Below are 17,696 nucleotides of genomic sequence, written 5' to 3'. Positions count from 1 at the left end.
GTCGTGGCTGGTCGCGCAGTTCCCCGCGCCCCTAGGTGTCCCCGGTCACCGTCCGCCATGGACGGACCGCCCATCCCGCACCCGACTCGGAAGGGGTGACGGGCCGCAGCCGCCGACGGCGGGAAGGGGCCGGGGTGGGGGGTGCCCGCCCGCAGCGGCCGGCACCGGCGGAGGGCGCCGTCGTCGGCAACGGGCGGCCGGACCGAGGACGGACACCCCCCACCCCGGCCCCGACTCACCCACCGGCCGCAGGCGAGACCGCAACCACCCACCGGGCAGCAACGGGCCGCCGCAGGCACAAAAGGGGCGCGGGGAACGGCGCGACCAGCCACAACGCACCCGCAGACGAAACACGACCAGGCGCCGCAGGCAACGGCGACCAGCCACAACGCACCCGCACCCGACAACGCACCCAGCGCCGCAGGCATACGCCCCGTCACTCCCGCAACAGATCCGGCACCCCCGCCCCATCCGGCTCGTCCCGCTCCCCCGACACCACCGTCAACTGCTGCGTCGCCCGCGTCAGCGCGACGTACAGCACCCGCAACCCCGCCGGGCTCTCGTCGGCGATCTCCGCCGGCGAGACGACGACCGTCGCGTCGTACTCCAGCCCCTTCGCCTCCAGGCTGCCGAGCGCCACGACCCGCTCACCGAGCCCGGCCAGCCAGCGCCGTGCCTCCTCGCGGCGGTTCATCGCGACGACGACGCCGACCGTGCCGTCGACCGCCCCGAGCAGCCGCTCGGCCTCGGCCCGCACGGTCTTCTCCAGCGAGTCCGCCACGACGGCGAACCGCGGCCGTACGCCGGTGGAGCGCACCGCCGACGGGGCGACGGAACCCGGCATGGCCAGCGCCAGCACCCTGGAGGCCAGCTCGGCGATCTCCGCGGGGTTGCGGTAGTTCACGGTCAGCTCGAAGCGTCGGCGCGGACGCGTCCCGAGCGCCTCGTCACGCGCCGCGGCCGCCTCGTCGACGTCGGACCAGGAGGACTGGGCGGGGTCGCCGACGACCGTCCAGGTGGCGTGGCGGCCGCGGCGGCCGACCATGCGCCACTGCATCGGCGTGAGGTCCTGCGCCTCGTCGACGATGACATGGGCGTACTCGACGCGCTCGGCGGCCAGCCGCTCGGCGCGCTCGCGCTGCGACTCCTCGCGCACCGGCATCAGCTCCTCCAGACCGGTGAGGTGGTCCAGCGGGTCGAGCTCGCGCTTCTTCTTCGGGCGCACCGGCGCGCCGAGGATCGCCTGCAACTCGTCCAGCAGCGCGATGTCGTGCACGGAGTAGCCGTCGCGTCTGAGCGAGCGGGCGACTTTGCGGACCTCGCCCGGGTTCAGGACGCGCCGCGCCCAGCGCCCGAGCCGCTTCTCGTCGGCCATCGCCGCGAGGACGCCCCGTGGGGTCAGCTCGGGCCACCAGGCGCCCAGGAACTCCAGGAAGGAGTCCTCGGTGCTGACGTCGTCGTCGAAGGAGGAGCGCAGCTCGGCGGCCAGCTCGGGGTCGGTGTGCCGCCCGGCCGCGCCCGACTGCTCCCACAGGGCGTCCAGCAGCAGCTTGCGGGCGCGCGGCCGCAGCAGGTTCACCGGGGCCGTACCGCCGAGAGCGTTGCGGCGGATGGCGTCCAGCTGCCCGGCCTCCAGCTCCAGGCGCCGCCCGAAGGCGACGACCCGCAGCCGGGTCGGTGCGTCGGGCCCCTCCAGCGCGCCCCGGGCGGCCTTGCGCAGCACCTTCAGCATGCGGCTGGAGCCCTTGGCGCGGGCGGTGGCCGGGGAGTCGTACACCGTGGCCTCGGCGCCGTCGACCAGGGAGCCGATCGCGCGGATGGCGACCTGGCCCTCCTCGCCCAGCGAGGGCAGCACACCCTCGGTGTAGGCGACGAGCAGCGGGGTCGGCGAGACGATCAGGATGCCGCCGGCGTAGCGGCGCCGGTCCTGGTAGAGCAGGTAGGCGGCGCGGTGCAGCGCGACCGCCGTCTTGCCGGTGCCGGGGCCGCCCTCGACGTAGGTCACGGACGCGGCGGGCGCGCGGATCACCAGGTCCTGCTCGGCCTGGATGGACGCCACGATGTCCCGCATGGTGTGGGTGCGGGCCTGCCCCAGCGCGGCCATCAGCGCGCCGTCGCCGATGACGGGCAGCTCGCGCCCGTCGAGGAAGGCGGTCAGCTCCGGCCGCATGAGGTCGTCCTCGACGCCGAGGACCCGGCGGCCCTTGGAGCGGATGACCCGGCGCCGTACGACCCGCCCGGGGTCCACCGGCGTGGAGCGGTAGAACGGCGCGGCGGCGGGCGCCCGCCAGTCGATGACCAGCGGCGCGTAGTCCTGGTCGAGGACGCCGATCCGGCCGATGTGCAGTGTCTCGGCGATGTCGGCGGTGTTGTCGGCCCGCACGGCGCCCTCGGCGGGCTCCACGGCGGTGTACGCGCCGTCGGGCCCCTTCTTGCCGTCCTTGCCGAGCAGCAGGTCGATGCGGCCGAAGAGGAAGTCCTCGAACTCGTTGTTCAGCCGGTTGAGGTGGACGCCGGCCCGGAAGACCTGCGCGTCCCGCTCGGCGAGCGCGCCGGGGGTGCCGACCTGGCCGCGCTGGGCCGCGTCGTTCATGAGGAACTCGGCCTCGTGGATCTTCTCCTCGAGGCGCCGGTACACCCGGTCGAGGTGTTCCTGTTCGACGTTGATCTCCCGGTCCCGAACCGAGTCCTGAACCGGTTCGACCGCGGATTGCTGTGCCTGAGCGGCCACCGGGCCCCCTTCTGACGTGCTGGGCAGCCGTCAACCGTACGCGAAGGAGGCCACGCGAGGCGAGAGGCGGTGCTTCTCGGTGCGGGGCACATCTGCCGACCCGAGGGGCGCGGGGAACTGCGCGACAGCCACAGACCCCCCGCACCCGCACACACGGATCAGCCGCCCACCACGGCAGGCGCCACACCCCACCGCCGGAAGGCACCCGCACACACAGGTCAGCCACCCACCACGGCAGGCGCCACCCCGCACCACCGAAAGACACTCGCACACATGCAGGAGCCACCCACCACGGCAGGCCCCACACCCCACCACCGGAAGGCACCCGCGCACACGGATCAGCCGCCCACCACCGTGGGCGCCACCCCGCACCGCCGGAGGCTCACGCCTTGATCTGCACCAGCTTCTGCCCCTCGAACGTCATCACCTCGAAGTGATCGATCTCGTTCGGCTTGAACGCCGCGCCGCCCCCGATGTACAGCGGGGCCTTCGCCTCCTCCGTCTTCGCGTTCGGGATCCCGTATCCCCACCCGGGCACCGACCACGACGACACGGTCTCGCGCTCACCGTTCTTGCCGACGGCGATCAGGCTGCACTTCAGCGGCCCCTTGACGTTCTTCAGTTCCAGGACCGCCTGCGTGCCCCAGTCCTTCTGCGCCATGCCGACGGTCCCGGTGACATCGGTCGCCGCGTCGTGCCCGGTGACCTTGTCGCCCATCGTCGAGAACAGCGTCTTGGCGGGGCTCGCCGGCGCGGCCTGCGTGCTGCCGCCGGAGTCCGAGCCGGTCGTGGCGACGGCGACCAGCGGGCCTCCGACGATCAGCGCGGCGGCCGCGGCCACCATGTAGAAACCGCGGCGGCGCTTGGCGGCCCGCCGCTCGGCGACCTCGTCGACGAGCTTCTCCGCCAGCCGCGGGCTGGGCCGGGCCGACAGGGACTCACCGATCGCGGGCGTGCCGGCGCCGGGCAGGTCGGCGAGCGCGGACAGCATCGGTTCCATGCCGGCGAGTTCGTCGAGCTGCTGGGCGCACCACTCGCAGGTGGCGAGGTGGGCTTCGAAAGCGGTTGCTTCGGCGTCGTCGAGAATCCCCAGGGCGTAGGCGCCGACGGTCTCGTGCTCGTTCGGGCCCGGTGATCCCTGCATGGGTCCAGTGTTACCCGGGCCCTCCATGCCGAATCCTCGCATGTCCCCGTATCCGCTCATCACGCCGTCACCCCCCGCTCCTCCAGTGCCAGCTTCATGGACCGCAGGGCGTAGAAAACCCTTGAGCGGACGGTGCCGCTGGGGATGCCCAGCGTCTCGGCCGCCTCGTTGACGGTACGCCCTTTGAAGTACGTCTCGACGAGGACCTCCCGGTGGGCCGGGGTCAGGTCGTCGAGCGCGTCCGACAGCGTCATCAACCACAGCGCTTTGTCGATCTCGTCCTCCGCGGGGATGACCTCCAGCGGCGACGGATCGACCTCCTGCGGCCGGGCCTGCCGGCTGCGGTGGCCGTCGATGACGATGCGGCGCGCGACCGTCACCAGCCAGGGGCGTACCGAACCGGTCGCTCGATTGAGCTGGCCGGCGTTCTTCCAGGCACGGATGAGCGTCTCCTGCACGACGTCCTCGGCGCGCTGGCGGTCTCCGGCGACCAGGCGCAGCACGTAGGCGAGCAGGGGTCCGGCGTGCTCGCGATACAGGGCACGCACCAGCTCCTCGTCGGGTTCCGAGGGCTGGGAAGCGCGATGTCGGGCCCTCGATCCACGTTCATTGGCCACGACGGAATCCTTGCGCACGCCCACCTCCGGTGTCCGGGGCTTCCCCCCAGTCGGTCGCTCGTCCACGGGTACGGAGGCGGGGCGTCGGATGTTCAAAGCGGAGGAACGGATTTCAGGGGGCGGGGTGACGTGAGCGGACATGCACCCACATTCCCGCCCCGTGTTCTTTACATTTCCCCCACTGCGCGCAAGGTCGCCACTTCTTTCCCTACGGGACCGTAGGTACACGCGATGTAACCGAGATCACGTCGACGCCCCTCGGGCCGGGGTCGACGCACTCCGGGCGGACGGGGCGAAGCGGGCGCCCCCCGCGGGCGGGCCCGGCTTGCGGGAGGCGAGCCGGCGGCGGTGCCGGGCCACCCGCTCGCGGTTGCCGCAGACCTCGCTGGAGCACCAGCGGCGCCGGCGGCCCCGGGAGGTGTCGAGGTAGACGATCGGGCAGTTGTCGCCCTCGCACTGGCGCAGCGCCGCCCGGGCGACGGGGTCGGTGAGCAGGTCCACGGCGTCCCGGGCGACCGCGGCCAGCAGCGCGGCGCACTCCGGGACGTCCGCCAACTCCCGCACGAGCGTGCCGTCCTGGGCGCGCACGGCCCGTGGGGCGGGCGGCGGGGTGCGGGCGGCGTCGTTGACGCGGGCGAGGGCGAGGTCGTACGGCACGGGGCCGGGCGCGAGCCAGCCCCGCACCAACTGGCCCAGCTCTTCGCGCAGTTCGCGAAAGCCGCGCAGCCAGCTGTCGTCGGCGTGGGCCAGCGGGGTGCCGGGCGGGACGAGCCCCGAACCGGTGATCCACGCGCGCAGCACCTCGACCGAGCCGAGCCGTTCGACGGGGTGCGTCGTGGCGAGCAGATCGAGACAGACCCGCCCGGCGTCGAAGCGCAGTTCGTCCGGTGCCGTGGCCGTACCGAGTGCCATGTCCCTGTCACCGCCTTGGGTCGCCCCGCGGAATCGGTCCCCTCCACAGTGCCTGCCCGCGGGCGCGCCGGGTACCCCTCCGACCGCGTGGACGCCCGCGCATGCGGGCGCGCGCCTGAGCCATGTCCCGTGGCGGCGCCCGCCGGTTGGCTGGACACATGGCTGACACGACGGACAACACACCGCGATCGACGGCCGCCCGGACGGTACTGGGCGCGGCCGCGGTCACCTCGGGACTGCTCGCGGGGGTCTTCCTCATCTTCGCCTGCGCGGTGATGCCCGCGCTGGCCCGCAGCGACGACCGGGGCTACGTCGAGGTGATGCGGAACATCAACGACGTCATCCAGAACCCGCTGTTCATGCTGGTCTTCCTGGGCGCCCCGGCACTGACGGCGGCGGCCGCGTGGCAGGCGCGGACGGCGCCGGGCCGTGGCCGGGTGTGGGCGGCGCTGGCCGCGTCCGTCCTGGCCTTCGCGGTGACGGTCGCCGTGAACGTCCCCCTGAACGACGCGCTGGCCCGCCCCGGTGATCCGGCGGCGCTGCGCGAGCACTTCGAGGACCCGTGGGTGACGTGGAACGCGGTGCGCACGGCACTGACGACGCTGGCGACGGTGCTCCTCACCGCCGCGCTCCCCACCGCCCGCCACCTTCACCCCGCACCGCCGACCGTCAAGGCCCCCCACGACTCGGCCCTGCGATGACGACCGCCGGGCCCGAGCGCCGGCCCCACGGACGCCCGCCCCGACATGCCCCCACCCACACCCCCCGGCGCCTGGGCGCCAACGGCCCGGCACCGAGCGCGCCACCACCCGACCCGGAGCGACGCGGGCCGAAGGGTCCACCCGCAACCGGCCTGGCGTGGCGCGGTCCACGGGCGGGCCGTGTTGCCTTCCCGTCCGGCTCCCGGAGGGCTACGTGTCCGCGTACTTCGCGTCCGCCGCCGGGTCCAGGGCCAGGCGGTAGCCGCGTTTGACCACCGTCTGGATCAGTTTCGGGGCGCCGAGCGCCGTGCGCAGGCGGGCCATCGCCGTCTCCACGGCGTGCTCGTCGCGGCCGGTGCCCGGCAGGGCCCGCAGCAGGTCGGCGCGGGCCACCACCCAGCCCGGCCTCCGGGCCAGCGCCCGCAGCAGGGACATGCCGGCCGGCGGTACCGGCCGCAGGTCGTCGTCGACCAGCACCGCGTGCCCGCGGATCTCCACCCGGTGCCCGGCGACGGGCAACGAGCGCGCCCGGCCCGGCAGTTCCTGGCACAGCAGCTGCACCAGCGGCCCGAGCCGGAAGCGCTCCGGTTGCACGGTCTCCACCCCGTGCGCCTGCAACGGCACCGCGGTGACCGGTCCGACGCAGGCGGGCAGCACGTCGTGGTGGAAGGCGGCGACCAGCTCGGGCAGCAGCCCCCGCCGCTCCGCCCGGTTCAGCAGGGAGACCGCGGCGGGCGCGCTGGTGAAGGTGACGGCGTCGACCCCGCGCGCGAGGACGGCGTCCAGCAGCCGGTCCAGCGGAGCGAGGTCGTCCGGCGGCATCCACCGGTACACCGGTACGCCCACCACCTCGGCCCCGCCCTCCCGCAGCGCCTCCACGAACCCTGGCAGCGGCTCCCCGTGCAGCTGTACGGCGACCCGGCGGCCGTCCACGCCCTCGGCGAGGAGCCGGTCCAGCACCTCGGCCATGGACTCGCTCGACGGCGACCAGTCCTCGGTGAGCCCCGCGGCACGCACCGCGCCCTTCACCTTCGGCCCGCGGGCGAGCAGCTCCACCGCCCGCAGCCGCTCGAGCAGCTGCTCGCCGAGCCCCCATCCGTCGGCGGCCTCGACCCAGCCGCGGAACCCGATCGCGGTGGTCGCGACGACCACGTCCGGCGCCTGGGCGATCAGCTGCTTGGTCGCCGCCAGCAGCTCACCGTCGTCGGCGAGCGGCACGATCCGCAGGGCGGGCGCGTGCAGGACGGCCGCGCCGCGCCGCTGGAGCAGCGCGCCCAGCTCGTCGGCGCGGCGCGCGGCCGTCACCCCCACGGTGAACCCGGCCAGGGGCCCGTGTTCCGGTCGCTGAAGCTGTTCGTCCATGGCTACTCGTCCCGCACTTCGGTAGTCGTCCCTTGCCGCCGGCTTCCCTGCACCCGGTGTACCTGTATGCCGGCCGAGCCTGTCAACGGCGCGTGACAGGCTCGGTTCGGTGCGATGTCCACGGTGTTACCGATACCGCGGGCAGGCACGGCGTCATACCTCGGCGTAGGTGAGCTGCGGCTTGGTCTCGGCGGTCGCTCCGGTCCGGCTGCGCGCGGCCGTACGGCGAAGGTATACGGCCCAGGTCACGGCGAAGCAGACGCCGTAGTAGGCCAGGAAGGCGACGAAGGCTCCGGTGCCGGAGCCATAGGAGAGGAAGGACTGGCGGAAGGCGAGGTTGATGCCGACCCCGCCGAGGGCGCCGACCGCGCCGATGAGTCCCATGGACGCCCCGGACAGCCGCCGCCCGTAGGCGGCCGCCGCCTCACCGGTGAGGCCCTCGGCCTGTGCCTTGGCCTGGAAGATGCCGGGGATCATCTTGAAGGTGGAGCCGTTGCCGAGCCCGGTGAGCACGAAGAGGACGACGAACGCGCCGGTGAACAGCGCCAGCGACTTCTGCACCGAGGCGAAGATCAGTACGGCGGTCGCGGCGCCCATGGCGACGTAGTTGGCGAGGGTGATCCGCGCGCCGCCGAACCGGTCGGCGAGCCGGCCGCCGAGCGGGCGGATGAGGGAGCCGAGCAGCGGGCCGAGGAAGGTGACGTAGGCGGCCTGCAGCGGCGTACGCCCGAACTGGTTGGTGAGCACCTGCCCGAAGGCGAAGGAGTAGCCGATGAACGAGCCGAAGGTGCCGATGTAGAGCAGCGACATGATCCAGGTGTGGGGGTCCCGGGCGGCGTCCTTGGCGGCGCCGGTGTCGTTGCGGACGTTCTCCAGGTTGTCCATCTTCCACGCGGCGAGGCCGGCGGCGAGGACGATCAGGGGGATGTAGATCCCGAGCAGCACGCGCGGTCCGCCGCCCGCCCCGATGATGGCGAGGGCGGCGAGCTGGATGACGGGCACGCCGATGTTGCCGCCGCCCGCGTTGAGCCCGAGCGCCCAGCCCTTCTTCCGCAGCGGGAAGAAGGCGTTGATGTTGGTCATGGAGGACGCGAAGTTGCCGCCGCCGACGCCGGCGAGGAGGCCGACGAGGAGGAAGGTGGCGAAGGAGGTCCCCGGTTCCATGACGGCGAACGCGGCAATGGTCGGCACCAGCAGCAGACCGGCGGAGATCACGGTCCAGTTCCGTCCGCCGAAGACGGCGACGGCGAAGGTGTAGGGCACCCGGACGACCGCGCCGACCAGCGTGACCACCGAGGTCAGCAGGAACTTGTCGGCGGGGCTCAGCCCGTACTGCGGTCCCATGAAGAGCACCAGCACGGACCACATGGTCCACACGGAGAACCCGATGTGCTCGGACAGCACGGAGAAGAGCAGGTTCCGGCGGGCGGTCCTCTCCCCCGTCTCCTTCCAGAAGGTCTCGTCCTCCGGATCCCACTGCCGGATCCAGCGGCCGCCCCTGCCGGGGGCGGGGGCGGAACTCGGTGCTGTCATGACGCCTCCACGGTGCGACGGGCTCGGTCCACGGCGGCCTGCGGGTGGCCGGGTTCCGACGCTAGGGAGGACGCGTTTCCGCGCTGTGGCTGCGGGTGACCGTGAGGGAACGTTGCTCTCACCGGCCGCGGCGCCCCCTGGTGAGGCGCTGCCGCTCAGCCCCGGTGGGCTCCGCTGCGGGCCCTGCTCCGGCCCCCGCTCCGGCTGGCGCCGGTGCCCTTGCCGGACGTGCCGCTCTTGCCGGCCGAGCCGTCCGGCCACAGCTGCGGCCTGCGCTTGGCCGCCACGTCCTCCATCCAGCCGAACCAGACGATGCAGCTGCCGATGAGCAGCCAGGTGACCACCAGGACCGGCCAGAAGCTGTTGAGCAGCCAGGGCACGTTCGCGGCGAGCACGTCGAAGCGCCACAGGTGGTCCCACATGGTGCCGGCGACCAGGATGCAGATGTTGTGCCACAGGTAGATCGTCACCGCGCGGGAGTTGAGCAGGGTGACGATCCGGTCCAGGGGGCGCAGCGCGCGGGGCCACTCGGACCAGGACGGGCTGACGTGCAGGAGCAGCAGGACCGTCGCGAAGGACCACAGGGCCTGCGCGAAGGGGATGTCGTCGAGGTCGTGCCCGGACTTGAAGCCCTGGGAGACGGCGTACCAGAAGCCGACGGCGGCGATGAACGGGGCGATGGACGGCACGACGTAGCGCGGGAGGCGCTTGAGGACGCCCTCCTGGTGGGCCATGCCGAGGACCCAGCAGGCGCCGAAGGTGCTGAAGTCGGTGAGGGCGGAGGGGAAACGCTCCCCGGGCAGGAAGTCGAGGTAGCCGAACTCGAACGCGGCGGAGATGGCGATCGGGAAGAGGATCGTCGGCCACGGCAGCCGGCGCAGCGCCTTGAGGATCAGCGGGGACAGCAGGACGTACCAGAGGTAGGCCCGGATGTACCACAGGGGACCGGCCAGTTCGCCCGCCCAGTCGTCGCCGAGGATGCCGTGCACGCCGTGCAGGCCCTCGGCGTACGGCGGGTCGCTGACCGGCACGATCCAGAAGGTCAGGTGCAGCCACCACCAGCCGGGGTGGCCGTCCGCGTCCGGCCCCCAGCCCTGCGCCACCATCCCGGTCACACCGATCGCGCCGAGCAGCCACAGCGGCGGCAGCAGGCGGCGCATGCGGCTGCGCACGACCTGCACCGCCGGGCGCTTGAGGGAGCGGGCCATCAGGTTGCCGGCGAGGGCGAACATGACGCCCATCGACGGGAACACGACGGGCAGCCAGGCCCAGCCGGTGAGGTGGTAGAAGACGACCCGGAACAGGGCGATCGCCCGCAGCAGGTCGAAGTAGCGGTCGCGGCCGGGAGAGCGGCGCTGCTGCCCGGCGGGCGCGGCCGCGGGGTCCGCGCCGGTGCCGGACGGGACGGTGGGCGCGGTCGCCGGGGGCAGGCCCGTGCCGGACGGAACGAGGGGTGCGGTCACGGGGGCGTGGGCTTCCTGGGGCGTGAACGGGAACGGGTGGGGCGGGGTGGCGCTGCGGTCCATCAGGCGGAGATCCCGTCCACGAGGGGGCGCCGGTCACCGGAGCCGCCCGGCGGGGCGGACACCCCGCCCTTGCGGCGCAGCTTCTGCCAGCGCAGCCGGCCGCCGGTGAGCGCCGTGATCCAGGACTGCAGCAGGACCACGTACATCAGCTGGCGGTAGAGGATCTGCTGCAACGGCAGCGAGATCAGCGGGGTGAGCGGCTCGCGGTCCAGCCTGAAGGAGTACGCGGCGCAGACCGCCTGGATCGCCAGGACGCCGAACCAGGCCACGATCGTCTTCTCGGTCGGGCCGAAGACCAGGCCGTAGATCAGGAAGATGTCGAACAGCGGGGCCAGCAGCGGCGCCACGACCATGAACAGCGACACGAGCGGCAGGCCCACCCGGCCGAAACGGCCCGAGGGGCCCCGTTCGAACAGGGCGCGGCGGTGCTTCCAGATCGCCTGCATGGTGCCGTACGACCAGCGGTAGCGCTGGGACCACAGCTGCTGGACGGACTCCGGGGCCTCGGTCCAGGCGCGGGCGTTCTCGGCGTACACCACCCGCCAGCCGTCGCGGTGGATGGCCATGGTGATGTCGGTGTCCTCGGCGAGCGTGTCGTCGCTCATGCCGCCGACGCGTTCCAGGGCGCTCCTGCGGAACGCGCCGACCGCGCCGGGGATCGTCGGCATGCACTGCAGCACGTCGTACATGCGGCGGTCGAGGTTGAAGCCCATCACGTACTCGATGTGCTGCCAGGCCCCGATGAGGGTGTCCTTGTTGCCGACCTTGGCGTTGCCGGCGACGGCGCCGACGCGCGGGTCGGCGAAGGGCTGCACCAGTTCACGGACGGTGGACGGTTCGAAGACGGTGTCGCCGTCCATCATCACGACGATCTCGTGGCGGGCGTTGGCCAGACCGCGGTTGAGGGCGGCCGGCTTGCCCGCGTTCAGCTGGCGGATGACACGGACGTTGGGCAGGCCCATCGCCTCCACGATCCGCGCGGTGCCGTCGGTGGAGCCGTCGTCGATGACGACGACCTCGATGGGATGCTCGCTGCGCATCAGGGAACGGACGGTGTTCTCGATGCACTTGGCCTCGTTGAACGCCGGCACGAGCACGGAGACCGGTTCGGTGACCGGGGCGTTCGGCCCCCACCGGAAACGGCGCCGGCGCGTGCGGCGGGCGTGGACGCCGGACAGCGCCAGCATCAGGCCGAAGCGGGCGAGGACGAGGACGCCGATCACCGTGAGGCCGCCGACGAGGACGCCGGTGATGTCGTCGGACGCCTGCACCAGCCAGATCCAGGCCCTGCCCTTCCACAGCTCCAGGCCGCTGACCGGGGTGTCCGCGCTGGGCGCGTCGAGGGCCTCGGTGAGGTTCTTGAACTCGTAGCCCTGCCGCTGCATCTGCGGCAGGAACCGGTCGAGGGCCTGCACCGTCTGGTGGCGCTCGCCGCCGGAGTCGTGCATGAGGACGATCGCGCCCTTGCCGCCCTTGGGGGTGGCGTTGCGGATGATCTGGTCGACGCCCGGCCGGCGCCAGTCCTCGCTGTCGGTGTCGTTGACGACGGTGAGGTAGCCGCGGCTGCCTATGTACTGGGTCACCGGCCAGGACGCGTTGTCCATGTTCTTCGACATGGAGGAGTACGGCGGGCGGAACAGGGAGCTGCGGATGCCGGCGGCGCCGGCCAGCGCCAGCTGGTTCTGGGACAGTTCCCAGTCGATGCGCCGGTGCGAGTGGTACGAGAGGTCGGGGTGGTTGAAGGTGTGCAGGCCGATCTCGTGGCCCTCGGCGACCATACGCCGGACGATGTCCGGGTAGCGCGACGCCATGGTGCCGGTGATGAAGAAGACCGCGTGCGCGTGGTGTTCCTTCAGGATGTCCAGCACCTTCGGCGTCCACGTGGGGTCCGGGCCGTCGTCGAAGGTGAGGACGATGCGGTGGTCCGGCACGCTGAGGGTGGTGGCCTTGCCGCCCCGGGTGTCGATGACGGGGCCGCCGTCGAGGATGCTCGCCGGAACCTTGTTGTTGTCCACCGGGGGCCGCACCCGGAAGTCGGCGAGGATCTCGCTGTGCACATAGCCGCGCAGCATCAGCATCGCGAGCATGGACAGCAGGACGAGGACGGGCAGCAGGTAGCGCAGAGGCAGCCACCGCCGGCGGCTGGTGCGGGGTGCCATCAGAGGACGTTCTCCGGGGACGTGGGCGGTGCGGTGGGGGCGGCGGCGGCCGGCACGGCACCGTCGGCCGCCGTGCGGGGGCCGGGGGCCGGGGTGCCGGAGGGGCCGGGCGAGGTGCCGCCGCTGGGGGCGGTCGGGTGCGTGGAGCCGGTGCCGGGGGACGTGCTCGGGGTGCCCGGCTTCTTGCTGCCGCCGGTACCGCCCGCGGACGTGGTGGGCTTGGTCGAGCTGACGCCGGCCGAGGGCTTCGCGGTGGTGGACGTGCCGGCCCGGCCGGTGCCGTGGGTGGCACCGGCCGTGGTGCCGGACCCGGTCACGGCGGTCGGGCTCGCCGACGGCAGGACGTCGGGCACGGACGAGGCACCGGCCGACTCCGAGGAGGACGGGGTGGAGGAGACGCTGGGCACCGTGGAGGGGTCCACCTGCCCGGCGGGCTTGTTGTCGTCCTGATCGGGCACCGGCACCCAGGGGGCACTGGAGTTGCCCGACAGCAGGGTCGCGACGATGACGACGGCGTACACCGAGCAGGCCAGGGCGATCGCGATGCCGAGGCGCCGGAAGGTACGGCTGCGGCGGCCGGACTCGTCGACGAACACCGGGCCGTCGGAGCCGTCCTGCGTCGTGCCGGGGCCGCCCTTGACCGGGCGCAGGCGGATGTCGCCCAGCTGCACGGCGTCCATCTGGACGGTGACCTCGTGCGGGTCGTGCTCCGCCCCGGCCGCGGGGGCGACGGCGGCCGACTCGGCCCACGGGTCGCGCACGGCACCGCCACCGCCGGCGGACGCCGGGGCGGCGAAGGCACGCGGGGCGTGGTCGGCGGGGGGCCGCGGAGCCGGGATCCGGTCGGTCCGGGCGTAGGGGGTCCGGGCCTGGGCCTGCGGCTCGGCGTGACCGTAGGGGGGCAGAGTTTGGGTGGGGTCGGCGTGACCGTAGGAGGGCAGGGCCTGCGTGGGGTCGGCGTGACCGTAGGACGGCAGAGCCTGCGTGGGGTCGGCGTGACCGTAGGACGGCAGGGCCTGCGTGGCGTCCGCGTGACCGTAGGACGGCAGGGCCTGCGTGGCGTCCGCGTGACCGTGGGGCGGCTGGGCCGCGTTCGGGGCGGCATGGCCGTACGACGCAGCCGTCGCCGTCCACTCGGGGCGACGGTGGCGCGGCACGGCCTGGGTGGGGTCGGCGGCGCCGAGGTGCGGCAGGGCCTGGGTGGGATCCGCCGCACCGGGCTGCGTCCACGCACCGGTCGTGCCGTCGGGCAGCCCCGAGGGCCGGACGCCGGACGGTCCGGTTTCGGGGAAGGCCTGGGTGTCTCTCCCTGTCGAAGGGTGGCTCCAGGCCGCGGACGCCGAGTCGGGCCATTCCGGTTGGGCGTCTTCCCGCCACTGTTTCACGCGCGCACTTCCCCCCACGGGACAGTTCTGGAAGCGCCTACGACACCGAGCATTCGCCGATCGGACCGAGCCCCCACCCGGGCCGAGCGCCCCCTTTACCACACCGTGCTCGGGCCATGAATGTAGCGCACGTGGGAGGCCCGTGGTCGCCACGTGCCAGTTGTGCATCTGCTTTGTGACATGACGGATGACCAAAAATCACCCCTCGTCCACGACGGGAATCCATCCGCCGGCCGGGCGCCGCAGCCACTTCTCCTCGGCCGTGAGCAGGGCGGCCGCGCGCCGCAGGGCATCGAACGCGGGATGGGTGAGCCCACGTCGCCACACCAGGGACACCGGCGACAGCGGCACCGGGTCGACGAGGGGCCGCACCACCGTGCCGGGCAGAGCCGGAAAGTCCACGACGGCGAGGACGGGATGACCGGTCTTCGCCATCAGCCGCTGGAACTCCTCCTCCCCGACGGCCAGGGGAGCCGGTGGCGCGATCGCGATGCCGCGCCCCTCGAACAGCAGCCCGGCGAGCTGGGTCCACTCCGGCGTGCGCGGGTTCCCGGCACCGGCGTACACCGTCTCCCCCGCCAGCGCGGCGAGCGGGACCACCTCGCGCGCGGCCAGCGGGTGCGCCTCGGGCAGGATGACGGCCATCGGCTCGTGGCGGACCGGCTGATGGTCCAGGGCGGCCCGCAGCGCCGGGTCCAGACCGGCGAAACGGCCGAAGGACGCGTCGAGGCGCCCGGCGATCATCTCGGCGGCGGCGCCGGTCAGGCCGCTCTCGTAGCGGGCCATCAGTTCGCAGTCGGGGGCGAGCGCGCGGGCCCGCTCCAGGACGCGGCGGCCGGTGAGCAGACCGGGAGAGTTGAGATCGACCAGGAGCGGGCGGGCCTGGCCGAACGCGGCGAGCAGGTCGTCCTGCGCCTGGAGCGCCCTGCGGGCCAGCGGCAGCAGCCGTTCACCGTCGGGCGTCAGCGCGACCTGCCGGGTGGTGCGCAGGAACAGCTCCGTGCCCAGCTCACGCTCCAGGCGCCGTACGTCCCGGCTGAGCGCCTGCTGGGCGATGTACAGACGGGTCGCGGCACGGGTGAAGTGCAGCTCCTCGGCGACGGCGACGAAGGCGCGCAGCAGGCGGGGTTCGACGGAGGACGGGGACGGCATCCGGCGAACTTACAACACAGGTGCGTGAATCGGTGCGGATCAGGTGTTGGACCCCGTGATCCGCACCGGGCGAGCCTGGACGCATGCCGCAGACCACCCCGGGGAACACCCCGCCGCGCACCCCTGCCCCCCTGCTCACCCTGACCGCCGACACCGTCGTCCTCGTCGACTTCACCTCCCGCGCCCGGGACCGCCCGCCCGGCCCCTATCGCCGGCTCTTCGCCCGCCGGGGCGCACTCGCGTTCACACTCGGGAATCTCCTGGCCCGCCTGCCGATGGCCATGTTCAGTGTGAGCGCGGTCGTGATGATCGCCGGGACCCGTGGGTCGTACGCGCTGGCCGGTGCCGTCACCGCCACCGGGCTCGCGGCCACCGCGGTGCTCGCGCCGCGCATCGCGCGCCTGGTCGACCGCCACGGGCAGGCCCGGGTCGCCGTCCCCGCCACCCTGTTCGCGGCACTGGGCAGTCTGGCGCTGCTGCTGTGCGTGCGCACCGGCGCGCCCGACTGGACGCTCTTCGCCGCCTACGCCGCGACCGCGACCACGCCCAACACCGGTGGCATGTCGCGCGCCCGCTGGGCCCACCTGCTGAAGCGGGAGCCGCAGGCCCTGCACACGGCGAACTCCTTCGAACAGTCGGTGGACGAGCTGTGTTTCATGCTGGGCCCGGTGCTGGCGGCGTTCCTGTGCGGGACGTTCTTCCCGGAGGCGGGCACGCTGGCCGGGGTGGGCCTGCTGGTCACCGGCGTGCTGCTGTTCGCGGCGCAGCGCTCGACGGAGCCGCCGCCGCATCCCCGCACGGCCCTCGCCTCGCCGCTGCGCACGCCGGGGCTGCCGCCGTTGCTGGCCGTGTGCCTGGCGCTGGGCGCGGTGTTCGGGGCGACGGAGGTCGTCACGATCGCGTTCGCGGACGCACACGGGCACCGGGCGGCGGCGGGCGTGGTGCTCGCCCTGCAGGCGGCCGGTTCCTGCGTGGCGGGCCTGGTCTTCGGCGCCGTACGCCCGTCCGGGCCGGCCGAGTGGCGCCATCCGTGGTGTCTGGCGGCGATGGCGGCGCTGCTGACGCTGCCGCTGCTGGCGGCGTCCCTGACGGGTTCGCTGCTGGTCCTCGCCCCCGCACTGCTGATCGCCGGGACGGCCACCGCGCCGACGATGATCACCACGATGACGCTGGTCCAGCAGCGCACCCCTGAAGGCCGTATCAACGAGGGCATGACCCTCGCCGTGACGGGCCTGCTCGGGGGCATCGCCTGCGGCAGCGCGACCGGAGGCTGGATGGTGGAACACCTCTCCCCGGTGGCCGGTTACGGCGTGCCGGTGACGGCGGCGGCGCTCGCCCTCCTGATCGCCCTGACCCACCAGGCACGCAGGAGCGGCCTCGCCTGAGCGGCGGACCCGGACCGCGGTCCGCCGCCCGTGACGGGGGCGCTCACCCGGTCGTCAGCCCCCAGGTGAGCGCGAGGCGGTACCCGGCGCACAGGCCGGCGTCGAGCAGATAGGGCCCGGCGGTCCCGCAGCCGGTGCCGGGGTCGACGGGCTGCCCGTGCCCCATGCCGGTGAGGGAGTAGGTCTCGACGACGGCTCGTCCCGCGCCGTCCCGGTACACCTGGTGCGAGTATCCGGCGACGGTGTCGGAGACGTCGGCCGTCTGGTCGGCACCCTGCACCTCGGTCCACTGCTTCACCAGGTCGGTCATGTTGACGGGCTTGACGGTGTAGTCGGCGCTGCCGTGGAAGACGGTGAGCGTGGGCCAGGGCCCGCCGTATCCGGGGCGGGCGGCGCGGACCCGGTCCCCCCACTGGCGCGGGGTCTGCGTGGCGCCGACGTACATGCAGACGTACGGCGAACCGGCGGCCTGCGCGCAGCCGTACGGCAGCCCGGCGACCACCCCGCCACCGGCGAACTTCTCGGGGTAGGCGGCCATCATCACGGCGGTCATGCCACCGCCCGCGGACAGCCCCGTGACGTACACGCGCGCCGGGTCGCCGCCCGTGTCGGCGAGTTGCCGGTCGACCATCTGCGCGACGGACGCGGCCTCGCCCTGACCGCGCTGGATGTCGCCGGTCTGGAACCAGTTGAAGCAGGCGGAGGGGTTGTTGCCGCTCTGCTGCTGCGGCAGCACGACGGAGAAGCGGTAGCGGTCGGCCAGCTGGAGCCACCCGCTGCCGGTGCCGTACCCGGCGGCGTCCTGGGTGCATCCGTGCAGCGCGACGACGACGGGCCGCCCGGCGGGGAGCCCGTCGGGGTCGTAGCGGAACATGCGCAGGTTGCCGGGGTTGGAGCCGAAGCCGGTGACTTCCGAAACGCCCGGCGCCGCGGCGGCGCGGCCCGGGGCGAGGGAGGTGAGGGTCAGGGCGACCAGGAGGGTCGCCAGAAGGGCGGCGATACGGTGTGGGGCTCTGGTCGAGGTCATGGGCAGGGACGGTAAGAGCCCTGCCGCCGGGCCGACATGGGGCGGGCCACCACAATCGGACG

At 73.4% G+C, this 17,696-nt stretch carries 13 protein-coding genes; 2 read left to right on the top strand and 11 right to left on the bottom strand.

All coding sequences use genetic code 11. The annotated features are described in order from the left end of the window. Positions 1 to 436: 436 nt before the first annotated feature. The 4 genes from AB0E88_RS02340 to AB0E88_RS02325 all read right to left on the bottom strand — a co-directional run bounded on the left by AB0E88_RS02340 (position 437) and on the right by AB0E88_RS02325 (position 5,404). The gene (locus AB0E88_RS02340) at positions 437 to 2,731 is read right to left on the bottom strand and encodes a UvrD-helicase domain-containing protein (RefSeq protein WP_361622427.1); all 2,295 of its coding nucleotides are present in this window, start codon (positions 2,729 to 2,731) and stop codon (positions 437 to 439) included. A 382-nt stretch (positions 2,732 to 3,113) separates the two neighbouring features. Beyond that, positions 3,114 to 3,875 carry a zf-HC2 domain-containing protein gene (locus AB0E88_RS02335; protein ID WP_361622424.1) on the bottom strand — a complete coding sequence of 254 codons (762 nt, stop codon included), beginning with the start codon at positions 3,873 to 3,875 and terminating at the stop codon, positions 3,114 to 3,116. Positions 3,876 to 3,934: 59 nt separating this feature from the next. Beyond that, positions 3,935 to 4,516 (bottom strand): sigma-70 family RNA polymerase sigma factor, encoded by a 582-nt coding sequence (locus tag AB0E88_RS02330; RefSeq protein WP_103784269.1) that lies wholly within the window; start codon positions 4,514 to 4,516, stop codon positions 3,935 to 3,937. Positions 4,517 to 4,735: 219 nt separating this feature from the next. Beyond that, positions 4,736 to 5,404, bottom strand: coding sequence for a CGNR zinc finger domain-containing protein (locus AB0E88_RS02325; protein WP_361622421.1), 669 nt, complete (start codon positions 5,402 to 5,404; stop codon positions 4,736 to 4,738). Positions 5,405 to 5,562: 158 nt separating this feature from the next. Between AB0E88_RS02325 and AB0E88_RS02320 the strand changes: the two genes are divergently transcribed. Further along, complete coding sequence (locus AB0E88_RS02320; protein ID WP_361622418.1) at positions 5,563 to 6,105, top strand: anthrone oxygenase family protein; 543 nt, start codon at positions 5,563 to 5,565, stop codon at positions 6,103 to 6,105. Between the two features lie 210 nt (positions 6,106 to 6,315). Here AB0E88_RS02320 and AB0E88_RS02315 read toward each other — a convergent pair whose 3' ends face one another. From AB0E88_RS02315 to AB0E88_RS02290, 6 genes are all read right to left on the bottom strand, one after another. Continuing rightward, the gene (locus tag AB0E88_RS02315) at positions 6,316 to 7,467 is read right to left on the bottom strand and encodes a uroporphyrinogen-III synthase (protein WP_361622415.1); all 1,152 of its coding nucleotides are present in this window, start codon (positions 7,465 to 7,467) and stop codon (positions 6,316 to 6,318) included. Positions 7,468 to 7,620: 153 nt separating this feature from the next. Next, positions 7,621 to 9,000, bottom strand: a complete 1,380-nt coding sequence (locus tag AB0E88_RS02310) for a nitrate/nitrite transporter (RefSeq protein WP_361622412.1) — start codon at positions 8,998 to 9,000, stop codon at positions 7,621 to 7,623. A 155-nt stretch (positions 9,001 to 9,155) separates the two neighbouring features. Continuing rightward, on the bottom strand, positions 9,156 to 10,463 hold the full coding sequence (locus AB0E88_RS02305; RefSeq protein ID WP_361622409.1) for an acyltransferase: 1,308 nt from the start codon (positions 10,461 to 10,463) through the stop codon (positions 9,156 to 9,158). 62 nt (positions 10,464 to 10,525) lie between these two features. Continuing rightward, positions 10,526 to 12,685 carry a bifunctional polysaccharide deacetylase/glycosyltransferase family 2 protein gene (locus AB0E88_RS02300; protein WP_361622406.1) on the bottom strand — a complete coding sequence of 720 codons (2,160 nt, stop codon included), beginning with the start codon at positions 12,683 to 12,685 and terminating at the stop codon, positions 10,526 to 10,528. Beyond that, positions 12,685 to 14,070 (bottom strand): hypothetical protein, encoded by a 1,386-nt coding sequence (locus tag AB0E88_RS02295; protein WP_361622403.1) that lies wholly within the window; start codon positions 14,068 to 14,070, stop codon positions 12,685 to 12,687. The genes AB0E88_RS02300 and AB0E88_RS02295 overlap by 1 nt, the downstream gene beginning before the upstream one ends. A 198-nt stretch (positions 14,071 to 14,268) precedes the next feature. After that, a complete protein-coding gene (locus AB0E88_RS02290; RefSeq protein WP_361622400.1) occupies positions 14,269 to 15,222 on the bottom strand; it encodes a LysR family transcriptional regulator in 954 nt (317 codons plus the stop codon). A gap of 83 nt (positions 15,223 to 15,305) precedes the next feature. On the opposite strand from AB0E88_RS02290, the gene AB0E88_RS02285 reads away from it, so the two are divergent. Continuing rightward, positions 15,306 to 16,607, top strand: a complete 1,302-nt coding sequence (locus tag AB0E88_RS02285) for an MFS transporter (RefSeq protein ID WP_361622397.1) — start codon at positions 15,306 to 15,308, stop codon at positions 16,605 to 16,607. Positions 16,608 to 16,650: 43 nt separating this feature from the next. On the opposite strand, the gene AB0E88_RS02280 is transcribed toward AB0E88_RS02285, so the two are convergent. Next, positions 16,651 to 17,634, bottom strand: coding sequence for a PHB depolymerase family esterase (locus tag AB0E88_RS02280; protein ID WP_361622394.1), 984 nt, complete (start codon positions 17,632 to 17,634; stop codon positions 16,651 to 16,653). Positions 17,635 to 17,696 lie beyond the last annotated feature (62 nt).

It is taken from the genome of Streptomyces sp. NPDC028635 (assembly GCF_040637635.1).
Lineage (GTDB): Bacteria > Actinomycetota > Actinomycetes > Streptomycetales > Streptomycetaceae > Streptomyces.
This window is presented reverse-complemented; position numbering and strand designations above follow the sequence as displayed.